Below are 12,146 nucleotides of genomic sequence, written 5' to 3'. Positions count from 1 at the left end.
CGCCCTTCTTGCTCGGTGGAGTTAATCGCAGACTGTCGCTCGACCTCACGAACACCCCGTCGTGCTTCCGCAAGTGTCGCACTTCATACAAGTCCCGTTCCGCACCAGCGTGAAGTTGCCACACTCCGAGCACATCTCGCCTTCATAGCCCTTGGCCTTGGCTTCGGCGCGACGCTCCGCCTTCGACGGGGCGACGGCTGCGGCGGTGCCGGGCTTGCTCCACTGTTGCAGGGCCTCGAGCTTCTCGGTGGGCGAGAGGTCGTGGCTGACTTCCTGCTTCAGGGCGACCGCGCCTTCGACGGTGTCGGAGGCGCCGCGGGCGGTTGCGCCGTGGGACGACAGCGCGGTGACGCGGCTGCCGCCGGCGGGGGCGTTGTCGGCGTTGCCGCTGACCGCGGTCGAGCCGCCGCGCATGACGACGAGGTTGTCGGTGCGCGACCGGGTCAGGCCCTTCGACAGGTATTTTGTGGCCTGGTGCTGGGCGGGCGCCTCATCCGGCTCCTTGCCTTCCTCGACGCCCTTGCCGAGCGCGTCGAAGCCGCTTTCGTTCGGATCGACATGGGCGAGGTCGAAGCGCGACATGTAGCTCACCGCGAGCTCGCGGAAGACATAGTCGAGGATCGAGGTCGCGTACTTGATCGAGTCGTTGCCCTGCACCGGACCCGCGGGCTCGAAGCGGGTGAAGGTGAAGGCGTCGACATACTCTTCGAGCGGCACGCCGTATTGCAGACCCAGGGATACTGCGATCGCAAAATTGTTGATGAAGGAGCGCAGCGCCGCGCCTTCCTTGTGCATGTCGATGAAGATCTCGCCGAGCCTTCCGTCGTCATATTCGCCGGTACGGAGATAGACCTTGTGGCCGCCGACAACCGCCTTCTGGGTGTAGCCCTTGCGGCGGTCCGGCATCTTCTCGCGCTCGCGCATCACGACGATGCGCTCGACCAGCTTCTCGACGATCTTCTCCGAGACCTGGGTGGCCCGCGCGGCCATCGGCTTTTCGTAGAGCGCCTCCACCGCATCGTCCTCGTCCTCATCGTCACTGATGAGCTGCGAGTTGAGCGGCTGCGACAGCTTTGAGCCGTCGCGGTACAGCGCGTTGGCCTTCAGCGCCAGCTTCCACGACAGCAGGTAGGCGGACTTGCAGTCCTCCACCGTGGCGTCGTTCGGCATGTTGATGGTCTTGGAGATCGCGCCCGAGATGAACGGCTGCGAGGCCGCCATCATCCTTATGTGGCTCTCGACCGAGAGATAGCGCTTGCCGATCTTGCCGCAGGGGTTGGCGCAGTCGAACACGGGATAGTGCTCGGCCTTCAAATGCGGCGCACCTTCCACCGTCATCGCGCCGCAGATATGCACGTTGGCGGCTTCGATCTCACGCTTGGTGAAGCCGACGGCCTGGAGCAGATCGAAGCCGGGGGCCGCGATCGCTTCCGCGCCGATGCCGAGCTGGTCGCGGATGAAGTCCTCGCCGAAAGTCCACTTGTTGAAGGCGAACTTGATGTCGAATGCGGTCGGCAGCGCCTTTTCCACCTTGGCGATGGCTTCGTCGGTGAAGCCCTTTGCCTTGAGGGTGGAGGCGTTGATCCCGGGCGCATTCGACAGCGAGCCGTGGCCGACGGCGTAGGCCTCGATCTCGGCGATCTCGCTCTCGCGATAGCCGAGCGCGCGCAGCGCCGACGGCACCGCCTGGTTGATGATCTTGAAGTAGCCGCCGCCGGCGAGCTTCTTGAACTTCACCAGCGCGAAGTCGGGCTCGATGCCGGTGGTGTCGCAATCCATCACGAGGCCGATGGTGCCGGTCGGCGCCACGACGGTGGTCTGGGCGTTGCGATAGCCATTCACTTCACCGAGCGCCAGCGCGTCGTCCCATGCCAGCTTGGCGTGCGCGACGATATCGGCCTGCGGGCAGGAGGCGTGATCGAGCGGCACCGGGTTGACCGAGAGCGCTTCGTAGCCGGTGGCGTTGCCGTGGGCGGCGCGGCGGTGGTTGCGGATCACGCGCAGCATGTGCGCGGCGTTCTTCTTGTAGCCGGGGAAGGTGCCCAGTTCAGCCGCCATCTCCGCCGAGGTCTTGTAGGAGATGCCGGTCATGACGGCGGTCAGTGCGCCGCACAGCGCACGGCCTTCCTTCGAGTCATAAGGCAAGCCCATGGTCATCAGCAGGCCGCCGATATTGGCGAAGCCGAGGCCGAGGGTGCGGAACTCGTAGGACAGCTCGGCGATCGCCTTCGACGGGAACTGGGCCATCATCACCGAGATTTCGAGCACGATGGTCCAGAGCCGGCAGAGATGCTCGTAGGACTCGATGTCGAAGCGCTTGGTGGTGGTGCTGTAGAACGTCAGCAAATTGGCCGAGGCGAGGTTGCACGCCGTGTCGTCCAGGAACATGTATTCCGAGCACGGATTGGACGCGCGGATGTCGCCGGACGCCTTGCAGGTGTGCCAGTCGTTCATCGTGGTGTTGAAGTGCAGGCCGGGATCGGCGGACGCCCAGGCGGCGTAGCCGATCTTCTCCCAGAGGTCGCGGGCCTTGAGAGTCTTGGTCACCTTCCTGGTGGTGCGGCCGACCAGATTCCAGTCGCCGTCGGTTTCCACTGCGCGGAGGAAGTCGTCCTTCAGCGACACCGAGTTGTTGGAGTTCTGGCCGGAGACGGTCAGATACGCTTCCGAGTCCCAGTCGGTGTCGTAGGTGTCGAACGAGATCTCCTTGTAGCCCTGCTTGGCGAACTGGATGACGCGCTTGATGTAGTTGTCCGGCACCAGCGCACGGCGCGCGAGCTTGATCTCGCGGCGGAGCGCCGGGTTCTTCTCGGGATCGAAGCAGTCGTCGCCAGAGCCTTCGCAGTTGACGCAGGCCTTCATCACGGCCTTGAGGTGCTTCTGGTTGATCTTGGAGCCGGTGACGAGCGCGGCGACCTTCTGCTCCTCCTTCACCTTCCAGTCGATATAGGTCTCGATGTCGGGATGGTCGGCATCGACCACGACCATCTTGGCGGCGCGGCGCGTGGTGCCGCCCGACTTGATCGCGCCGGCGGCGCGGTCGCCGATCTTGAGGAAGCTCATCAGGCCGGACGAGCGGCCGCCGCCGGAGAGCTTTTCGCCTTCGCCGCGCAGGCTCGAGAAGTTGGAGCCGGTGCCGGAGCCATATTTGAACAGGCGCGCCTCGCGCACCCAGAGATCCATGATGCCGCCCTCGTTGACGAGGTCGTCGCCGACGCCCTGGATGAAGCAGGCATGCGGCTGCGGGTGCTCATAGGCCGACTTCGACTTGGTCAGTTTGCCGGTCTTCCAGTCGACGTAATAGTGGCCCTGGCCGGGACCATCGACGCCATAGGCCCAGTGCAGGCCGGTGTTGAACCACTGCGGCGAGTTCGGCGCGACCATCTGCTTGGCGAGCTGAAAGCGCAGCTCGTCGAAGAAGGCGAGGGCATCTTCTTCCGTGGAGAAGTAGCCGCCCTTCCAGCCCCAATAGGTCCAGCAGCCGGCGAGGCGATCGAACACCTGCTTGGCGCTGGTCTCACCGACAATGCGCTCGTTCTCGGGCAGCGACGCCAAGGCTTCGGTGTCCGGCACCGAACGCCACAGCCACGACGGCACGGTCTCTTCCTCGACCTTCTTCAGGCGCGCGGCAACGCCGGCTTTGCGGAAATACTTCTGCGCCAGCACGTCGGAGGCGACCTGCGACCAGAACTCCGGAACCTCGACGTTCTCGGCACGGAACACGACCGAGCCGTCCGGATTGCGGATCTCTGAGGTGGTCAGGCGGAAATTGATCCCGGCGTAGGGGGATTGTCCGCTGGTGGTGTTGCGTCGTTCGATTCGCATGGTCGAGCCCCGTCACTTCTTCTGCCCGGTCCCACGTTTCCCGCAGGTTGCCGGAATGTTATCTGTTCGCGGACTTCGGGACACGCGTGCACGCCTCCCTTCATCCGCAGCTCAGCCGGTGGATCCGGCCTGTTCTCTCGTCCGCTCGGCGCCGGTTTGGCCCGGCCCTGCGGCGGCACGTTCCCGATGGCATCCGACTGGATCGGGTCCTCCGGTCATGCATTCAACGCCCCAAAACGCTTCACGCGACACATCACGCGTACGCTTCTCGCGGGCCGGTTACGGCCTCTGTTTCCGGGTCCTTCTCGGCCCGTTTGTCGTCCCGACAGCAGCCCAAAATCAGGGCAGACAAGCCCTTCACCCGCGGCCCGAAGGCCTGGCGGAGTGGTCATTTTGGAACCCTTGTGGGAGCGACCGGCGGGGACCCAAACACACTCGCGCCGAACAGGTTGGAAGCTAGGCCATGTCCGTTGCGCCCGTCAAGGACTAGTACGAGTTTCTGAATCAAACACTAAATATGGTGGAAGGAGGGGGATAACAGGGGTCGATGCCGCGCCTGTGATCGAGCCAACTATCGGTGAGTCCTCAGGGATTCCCAAGCCAAAAAAATTCGCTCCACCTGTGGATTGGAGTTTCGCCCCGCTGTTCACAGGCGAAGTTTTTATTCGCCGTCCCGGATTGAATTTTGGGGACTCACGTAGGCCTACGGGCAAACTACGGATCAGGCATGTCAGAGGCGTGATGGTCGGGCGACAAAATCGCGGGCAAGGTGCGGCCGACTCACATCCTTTTCATACCCATTTCGTCCCCTTGCCGGGTTCCATGACAGATAAGAAGCCTCACGCGCGGCCGCGCCTTGCGCCCGCCGGCCTGATGTTCCTCGCCATCACCTCGGTGGGCTGGGGATTCAACTGGCCGTCCACAAAATTCCTGCTCAGCGAGCTGCCGCCGCTGACCCTGCGCGGCTCCACCGGGGTGATCGGGGCCGTGCTGCTCGCCGCGCTGGCGCTGATCCGTTCGCAGAGCCTGCATGTCGAGGCGAGGCTGTGGCCGCGCCTTGTGCTGTATGCGGCGCTCAACGTCACCGGCTGGATGGTGCTGATGGGGCTCGCGCTGCTCTGGCTGCCGGCGAGCGAGACCGCGCTGATCGCCTACACAATGCCGGTGTGGGCCTCGCTGCTGGCCTGGCCGGTGCTCGGCGAGCGGCCGACGCTGCTGCGGACCATCGCGCTGGTGATGGCGTTCGCGGGGCTTGCCGCGATCATGGGCGGCAACGGGATTTCCGCGAGCGAGGAGAAGCTGCCGGGAATCATCATGGCGCTCGGCGGCGCGTTCGGCTTTGCGCTCGGCACGGTGCTGGCGAAGAAATATCCGCTGGTGATGCCGCCGATCCCGGCCGCGGCCTGGCAGATCGGTCTCGGCTGCGTGCCGATCGCGATCGTCGGCTTCCTGATCGAGACCACGCATATCGACCGCATCACCACCGTCGGCTGGTGGCTCCTGGTCTATTCGACGCTGATCCAGTTCTGCGTCGCCTATGTCGCGTGGTTCGCCGCGCTGGCGCGGCTGCCGGCGTCGGTCGCGGCGATCGGCACCATGGCGGTGCCGGTGATCGGCGTGATCGCCTCCGCGGTCGCGCTGCACGAGCCGCTCGGGCCCACCCAGATCGTCGCGCTGCTGTTCACGCTCGCCGGCGTCGCGCTGGCGACAAGGTAGGCTGCTCCTGCAGACTTCACCGCGTCATTGCGAGGCGCGCAGCGCTGCGGCAATCCACTGCCTCCACAAGCGGCGAAATGGATTGCTTCGCTTCGCTCGCAATGACGGGGAGAGCGCAGCGCGGCCGTCTGCGCAAGACGCCAACCGCGCTACCGAGCGCTCACATCACTCGCCGAGCGCCTGCTGCAGCATGCTGGCGAGCTGGGCCTTGCGGTAGGGCTTTGCGAGCATCAGCACGCCTTCGTCGAGGCGGCCGTGATGCACGATCGCGTTCTCGGTGTAGCCCGAGGTGTAGAGCACCTTGATGCCGGGCCGCCGCTTTGCGACTTCGTCGGCGAGCTGGCGACCGTTCATGCCGCCGGGCATGATGACGTCGGTGAACAAGAGGTCGAACTTCTCGCCCTTGTCGACCAGCGCCAGCGCGGCGCGGGCGTCGGGCACGGCGATGGTCTTGTAGCCGAGGCTGCCGAGCTGCGTGACGACGTAGTTGCGCACCAGCTGGTCGTCTTCCACCACCAGGATGACTTCGCTGCCGCGCCGCGGCGGCTCCGGTGCGGGCGCTTCGACCTCGACCTGGCCGCGGGCAGGGGGCAGATAGAGCTTGATCGTGGTGCCGTGGCCTTCCTCGCTGTAGATCTTGATATGGCCGCCGGACTGCTTGACGAAGCCGTAGACCATGCTCATGCCGAGACCGGAGCCCTTGCCGACCTCCTTGGTGGTGAAGAACGGCTCGAACACCTTGTCCTGCACCGCGTGCGACATGCCGGTGCCGGTGTCGCTGACCGCGAGCAGCACGTAGCGGCCCGGCGTGATGTCGGGATTAACAGCAGCATAGGCATCGTCGAGCACGACGTTGCTGGTCTCGAACAGCAGCTTGCCGCCGTTCGGCATCGCGTCGCGGGCGTTGATCGCCATGTTGAGCAGCGAGTTGGCAAGCTGCGACGGATCGATATGGACGCTCGCGACGTCGGGCGCGAGCACCGAATTGATCTCGATCTGCTCGCCGAGCGTCGGCCGCAGCAGCTTGGCGATGTCGACCACGGTGCCGTTGATGTCGACGGTGCGCGGCTCCAGCGGCTGGCGGCGGGCGAAGGCGAGCAGATGCTGGATCAACTCGCGGCAGCGTTCGGCGGCGCGGTCGATCAATTCGGCGGTCTGCGCAAGCTTCGGCTGGCTGCGCAGGCTGTCGACCAGCGTCTCGGTGGTGCCGGTGATGACCGTCAGCATGTTGTTGAAGTCGTGCGCGACGCCGCCGGTCAGCTTGCCGATGGCGTCGAGCTTCTGCGCCTGCTGCAGCTTGTGCTCGGTTTCGCGCGAGGCAGTGATGTCGTGATAGATCAGCGCCGCGCCGGTGATGGCGTCGCCGCCGTCACGCAGCGGCCGGCCCGACACCACGAGGTGCATCACGGGGGCGCCCCGGATCGGCTTGGCGATGAATTCCAGCCCGTCGAATTCCTCGCCGCGCAACGCTCTGGCCGAGGGCATGTCGTCGGCCTGCATCGGTGTGACGCCGTCGGACTGGAACACGTTGCTCATGGCGCGGAGCTGCCGGACCGTCATGCCCGGCTTGTAGCGCAGCATCTTCTCGGCGGCCGGGTTCGACAGCAGCACGATGCCTTCGGTGTCGATCACCAGCACCGCTTCCGCCATGCTGCGGAAGGTGGTTTCCATCACCGAGGTTGAACGGCGCAGCCCTTCGAGCGCGGCGCCGAGGTCCTTGGTGCGCTCGGCCACCTTGCCCTCGAGCGACAGATTGGTTGCCTTGGTCGCGCTGAGCGCGCCCTGCAGTTCGCGGCTGGCGCGCCGGGCCGTCACCGTCAGCGCGACCGCGAGCAGCAGGATCATCGCGACGCCCGCGAGGTCGATGGCCAGCAGCAGCCGCCCATTGGTCTTGGACTGGTCGGTGCGGATCCCGAGCAGGCGGCGCTCCTCGGTGACCAGGCGGTCGAGCGCAGTCCCGACCTTTTCCATCAGCGAGCGGCTCTCGTCGGCTGAGGTCAGCGCCGCGGCGCCGGCCGTGTCGCCCGCCGTGCGCAACCTGATCAGCTCGGCGCCGAGCGCGATGGCGCGATCGACCTGTCCCCTGGTGCCCGCGATCAGCCGCGCTTCCTCCGGCGCCGACTTCACCGCGTTGGTCAGCTCGTCGAAGGCGGCGGTGAGGGCGGCGCTCTGCTCGCGGAACTCGTCGGCGAAGGATGTATCGCCGGTCAGTGCGAAGCCGCGCGCCGCGCTCTCGACGCCCCGCGGCAGCGGACGCGCATCTGAAATGCATTTCAGGATTCGGAGCGTGCGATCGACCGAATCAATCTCGCTGCGCGACTTGACGTCCAGCCCGATCGACGCCGCGCTGATGACGAGGAGGATCGCAAGGCCACTGCCGAGGATGAGACGCTGGGAAGCCATCGACGATTAGTACGAGCAATTATTTCGAAAGACGAGCGGAAGGAGCAGACTTCGCAAGACATTCGTTAACGGCGGCAACCAGCGCCTGCGGGGTAAACGGCTTGCGCAGGCAGGCGGACGCCCCGAGCTCGATCGTCATCCGCAGGAAGTCCGGCGCGCGGTCGGCATTGGCGAAGGCATAGCCGGACATCGCGATGACCGGAATCTCGGGGGCGCGCTCGTGGAAGATGCGGATCGCCTCGAAACCCCGCATATGCGGCATGAAGACGTCGACCAGCATGACGTCGAACATGGCCTGGTCGAGCGCGCGCATACCCGCTTCGCCGCCGTCCGCGACGGTGACGTCGAAGCCTTGGCGCTGCAAACACACCTCGATGGCAACGCACACCATCGGGTCGTCATCGACCACGAGAACGCTCGGCACGATGCATCCTCTTGCTGCGGCCTCGCGTGCCGACGACTCGCTTGGCCCGTCCGTCAATTAAGGCGGAACCTGGATGGAAAGTCTGTATCATAGAATGCATATGCTGTTTGCTGACAAGCAGATTTCGAGCTAGCCCTGATACCATCACTTGTATTTGTCCGCCCACATTACGACAGGTCCATGACCGCAGTTCCCGTCGCCGGCCGCGCCCCGCTATCACCGCTCGGCCTCGGATTCCTGGTCGTCGCCTCGATCGGCTGGGGCCTCAATTTCCCGATCATGAAATTCCTCCTCACGGAGTGGCCGCCATTGTCGTCGCGTGGGCTCTGCGGCGTGGTCGGCGCGCTTGGGCTCGCTCTGGTTGCGCTGGCGCGAGGGCAGACGCTGCGCGTCCCTGATGGCATGTGGTTGCGGCTGGCCCTGGTATCAACGCTGTCGATCGGCGGCTGGGTCGCCTCGATGGGCCTGGCGCTGATCTGGCTGCGCGCCAGCGAGGCGGCCGTGCTCGGCATATCGATCCCGGTGTGGGTCGCGCTGGTGGCCTGGCGGGTGCTTGGCGAGCGCGTGTCGCTGCCGCGTGCGCTCGCACTTGCGGTTGCGCTCGCCGGGATCGCGGCGCTGATCGGCGGCGGCGGGATCGACGCCAGCCTCGGCAAGTTGCCGGGCATTCTGTTCGCGCTTGCAGGCGCGCTCTGCGTCGGGCTCGGCACGGTGCTGACCAAGTTCTACAAGCTCGCAATGCCGCCGCTGTCGCTCGCGGCCTGGCAGCTTGCGATCGGTTGCGTGCCGATCGCGATTGCCGGCGTCCTGATCGAGCAGCCGCAGCTCGCCGCGCTGTCGCAGTTCGGCTGGGCGTCGATGATCTACATGACGCTGATCCAGTTCTGTCTCTGCTATGTCTGCTGGTTCGCGGCGCTCGAGCGGCTGCCGGCGGCGACCGCGTCGATCGGCACGCTGCTGGTGCCCGTGGTCGGCGTGCTGGCGGCAGCGGCCATGCTGCGCGAGCCGCTCAGCGCGAGCGACATCGCGGCGCTGGTTGTGACGTTCGCAGCCGTCGCGGTGGCGTTGCGGACATGAAAAAGGGCGGCGTTGCCGCCGCCCTTCGCCAATTTTAGCAATTCAAGCCGTGATTACGGGCAGGGGTGCCGCAGGCCGTCAAAGCCGAGATAAGTGCCCGAGGCCGGATCGTAGGACCTGTAACGCTGCGCGCAGTAGCTCGCGTCGCCGCCCGGCGCGACCTCCACGGCGACAGGCGCGCTGTCGTCGTAATAGCCGTAGCTGTCGTCATAGTACCCGGGGCCGTAGCCGTAATAGCCGGAGCCGTAATAGGCGCCCGAGGCGAGGGCTCCGCCGACGACTGCACCGGCAACCGCGCCCGGCCAGAAGCCGCCGCCACGGTGATAGCCGCCGTGCCAGCCTCCACCGCCGCCGCGCCATCCACCGCCGCCGCCACCGGCCCAGTGGCCGCCGCCACCACCGCCGGTCCAACCGCCGCCACCGCCCATGGCCGCGCCACGACCGCCGCCGCCGCTAAAACCACCACCGCCGCCGCCACCGCCGCGTGCACCACCGCCACCGCCCATCGCGCCCATCTGCGCGGCTGACTGGGCGAAGGAAACGGTCGGCGCCACAGCCAACGGCAGCGCAAGCGCCAGCGCCGCGGCAGTGCTCAAAACCTTCATATTGATCATTTTGGACTCCATTAAAACGGACAATGTCTAACCATTTCTGCGGTTGGACGTTCCCGCGCGCGACATTGATTGTCCGTCATCTTTGTTTGGCCGGAGGCGCATGTATGGCAGGTGAACAAAACTCTCCGCGACCGCGTCATTTGGTCGCCAAACGGGCTCGTGATCGGGGCCCATGCCGGGAGTGCCGGGCTACCTTGGCGGCGGCTGGACATTTGCGGATTCAGGTGGCATCAGAGCCGGACAGCCTCGAACCCGTGACCGGCCACGCATGAAACAATTCCTGCTGAAATTCTTCACCTGGTGGAACGGCCAGACCTTTGGCACGCAATTGTGGACCTCGCGATTCGGCGAACTGGTCGGCGAGGACGAGCAGGGCAACCGCTACTATCGCACCAAGGGCGGCGAGATCGACCCGACGCTGCATTTCGAGCGCCGCTGGGTGGTCTATAACGGCTATGCCGAAGCCTCGCGGATCCCGGCCGGCTGGCACGGCTGGCTGCACCACACGGTTGATGTGCCCCCGACCGAGGACAAGTATGCGCCTCGGGAATGGGAAAAGCCGCATCTGCCGAACATGACCGGCACTGCGCAGGCTTACCGTCCGTCCGGCTCGACGCTGGCAAGCGGCCGCCGTCCCAAGGCGACCGGCGACTACCACGCCTGGACCCCGGGAAGCTGACCTTCACGCGTTGCTGACCCGTGCACGTGCGCAATTGCGCGCGTGCAGCGCACGCGTGGCTGTGGCAGCGCAAGTGCGCGCCTGTGGACAACGGTAACAGCGGGGACAGGTCGGGCGTCGCCGATGCTGTCCACTTGCGCCCCGCGCAGCTTCGCGGCTCAATGAAGCCATCTTACGGAGATGGGAAACCATCGCGTCGGATCGGGCTCCAGATCGCGACTGTCCCGATGAGCAGCGGCCTCCGAGTTGGATGCGGCCGGGAGATAGGCCCCCGGTACAGATGTCCTGAAATCGCCCGCAAATGTGAGGCTACCGTGAGACAGGAAGGGCCGCTCGGGAAACCGGGCGGCCTTTTTCTGTGGCAAGTTCGGTAGCAGGGTAGGCGAAGCGTCAGGGCGCTACCTTGCCCGGGCCTTACCCGGGGCCAGCGGCCTCGCAACCTCGCGAACGCAATCGGCAAACACCTGCGCCACCGGGCTCAGCATGCGGCCCTTCAGGGTGAAGATCGCCGTCGGCAGATGCCATCGCGGCAATGCCACGGGCAGCGCCTTGAGCAGGCCGGCGCCGGGGCCGAACCGCAGCGCCGAGCCCGGAACGAGTGTGAGATAGCGTCCGGTGGCGAGCAGGCTGATGCGCAGGTGGAGCGAGTTGCTGAAGATCGTTGCGGTGGGGACCGGCAGCTTCGCGACACGGAATGCTTCGACGAAAGGCGAGCCGGCTTCCGCTTCCAGCGTCGACAGGATCCACGGTGCGTCGACGAGGTCTGACAGCGTGAGCTTGCGGCGGCGCGACCAGGAGCTTTGCGGGCCGGCGACGATGGTCAGCGGCTCGTAGAACAGCGGCTGCATGTCGATGTCGGAATCCGGTGTCTCGGTCAGCAGCCGCGAGATCACGATCTCGCATCGACGCTCCCGCAGCAGGTTGAACTGATGCTGCGCGGTGCCTTGCTCCAGCCTGACGCGCAGCCGCGGCAGTCGCTTCGACAGCCGCTCGATCGCTGTCGGCACGAGGCCGGCGGCCCACACTTCGGTGCAGGCGATGCGCAACTCGCCCGCCTTGGGATCGGCAAGATACGCGATCTCCTCGACGCTCTGCCGAAGTTCGTCGAACACCGCGGTGCCGCGCCTGAGCAGCGCCGTGCCGAACAGCGTCGGCGCGATGCCGCGCGCCGTGCGGTCGAGCAGCGTCACGCCGAGCATGTGCTCGAGATTGGCGATCGTGCGCGAGATCACCGGCCGCGAGATCGCCAGACGCTCGGCGGCCTTCGCCATGCTGCGCTCTTCGACCACCGTCATGAAGACGTGGAGGTCGCGAGGCTTGAGAAAACGCCCAACCCTTTCAGCCCAGCGCATATGACGTACCTAGACGGCTACCGGCCTGTCGAATAATCGACCTTGTGGATACTCCT

8 protein-coding genes are annotated in these 12,146 nt (G+C 65.8%); 3 read left to right on the top strand and 5 right to left on the bottom strand.

Annotation, left to right across the window (positions count from 1 at the left end; genetic code table 11):
* Nucleotides 1-45: 45 nt before the first annotated feature.
* Nucleotides 46-3,825, bottom strand: coding sequence for a vitamin B12-dependent ribonucleotide reductase (locus QDT69_RS07980; RefSeq protein ID WP_279706049.1), 3,780 nt, complete (start codon nucleotides 3,823-3,825; stop codon nucleotides 46-48).
* 822 nt (nucleotides 3,826-4,647) lie between these two features.
* Here QDT69_RS07980 and QDT69_RS07975 point away from each other — a divergent pair.
* Entirely contained in the window at nucleotides 4,648-5,541 is an 894-nt protein-coding gene (locus tag QDT69_RS07975) for a DMT family transporter (protein WP_279706048.1), read from the top strand.
* A gap of 165 nt (nucleotides 5,542-5,706) precedes the next feature.
* On the opposite strand, the gene QDT69_RS07970 is transcribed toward QDT69_RS07975, so the two are convergent.
* Both QDT69_RS07970 and QDT69_RS07965 read right to left on the bottom strand, forming a co-directional pair.
* Nucleotides 5,707-7,944 carry a CHASE3 domain-containing protein gene (locus QDT69_RS07970; RefSeq protein WP_279706047.1) on the bottom strand — a complete coding sequence of 746 codons (2,238 nt, stop codon included), beginning with the start codon at nucleotides 7,942-7,944 and terminating at the stop codon, nucleotides 5,707-5,709.
* A gap of 19 nt (nucleotides 7,945-7,963) precedes the next feature.
* Nucleotides 7,964-8,368, bottom strand: coding sequence for a response regulator (locus QDT69_RS07965; protein WP_279706046.1), 405 nt, complete (start codon nucleotides 8,366-8,368; stop codon nucleotides 7,964-7,966).
* Between the two features lie 180 nt (nucleotides 8,369-8,548).
* Here QDT69_RS07965 and QDT69_RS07960 point away from each other — a divergent pair, with 180 nt between their 5' ends.
* Nucleotides 8,549-9,445 carry a DMT family transporter gene (locus tag QDT69_RS07960; RefSeq protein ID WP_279706045.1) on the top strand — a complete coding sequence of 299 codons (897 nt, stop codon included), beginning with the start codon at nucleotides 8,549-8,551 and terminating at the stop codon, nucleotides 9,443-9,445.
* A gap of 53 nt (nucleotides 9,446-9,498) precedes the next feature.
* Here QDT69_RS07960 and QDT69_RS07955 read toward each other — a convergent pair whose 3' ends face one another.
* The gene (locus QDT69_RS07955) at nucleotides 9,499-10,059 is read right to left on the bottom strand and encodes a BA14K family protein (RefSeq protein WP_279706044.1); all 561 of its coding nucleotides are present in this window, start codon (nucleotides 10,057-10,059) and stop codon (nucleotides 9,499-9,501) included.
* Between the two features lie 268 nt (nucleotides 10,060-10,327).
* Between QDT69_RS07955 and QDT69_RS07950 the strand changes: the two genes are divergently transcribed.
* Nucleotides 10,328-10,738 carry an NADH:ubiquinone oxidoreductase subunit NDUFA12 gene (locus QDT69_RS07950; protein WP_279706043.1) on the top strand — a complete coding sequence of 137 codons (411 nt, stop codon included), beginning with the start codon at nucleotides 10,328-10,330 and terminating at the stop codon, nucleotides 10,736-10,738.
* 398 nt (nucleotides 10,739-11,136) lie between these two features.
* On the opposite strand, the gene QDT69_RS07945 is transcribed toward QDT69_RS07950, so the two are convergent.
* Complete coding sequence (locus QDT69_RS07945; RefSeq protein ID WP_279706042.1) at nucleotides 11,137-12,090, bottom strand: LysR family transcriptional regulator; 954 nt, start codon at nucleotides 12,088-12,090, stop codon at nucleotides 11,137-11,139.
* Nucleotides 12,091-12,146: the final 56 nt, after the last annotated feature.

This window comes from Bradyrhizobium sp. CER78 (assembly GCF_029846235.1).
Classification (GTDB): Bacteria; Pseudomonadota; Alphaproteobacteria; order Rhizobiales; family Xanthobacteraceae; genus Bradyrhizobium.
Note: the sequence above shows the minus strand (reverse complement) of the source record. Positions and strands in the feature narration are given on the sequence as shown.

Coding starts and splice junctions, on each gene's coding strand:
- QDT69_RS07980 (WP_279706049.1), bottom strand. CDS start 3,825: ATGCGAATCGAACGACGCAACACCACCAGCGGACAATCCCCCTACGCC.
- QDT69_RS07970 (WP_279706047.1), bottom strand. CDS start 7,944: ATGGCTTCCCAGCGTCTCATCCTCGGCAGTGGCCTTGCGATCCTCCTC.
- QDT69_RS07975 (WP_279706048.1), top strand. CDS start 4,648: ATGACAGATAAGAAGCCTCACGCGCGGCCGCGCCTTGCGCCCGCCGGC.
- QDT69_RS07955 (WP_279706044.1), bottom strand. CDS start 10,059: ATGATCAATATGAAGGTTTTGAGCACTGCCGCGGCGCTGGCGCTTGCG.
- QDT69_RS07945 (WP_279706042.1), bottom strand. CDS start 12,090: ATGCGCTGGGCTGAAAGGGTTGGGCGTTTTCTCAAGCCTCGCGACCTC.
- QDT69_RS07960 (WP_279706045.1), top strand. CDS start 8,549: ATGACCGCAGTTCCCGTCGCCGGCCGCGCCCCGCTATCACCGCTCGGC.
- QDT69_RS07950 (WP_279706043.1), top strand. CDS start 10,328: ATGAAACAATTCCTGCTGAAATTCTTCACCTGGTGGAACGGCCAGACC.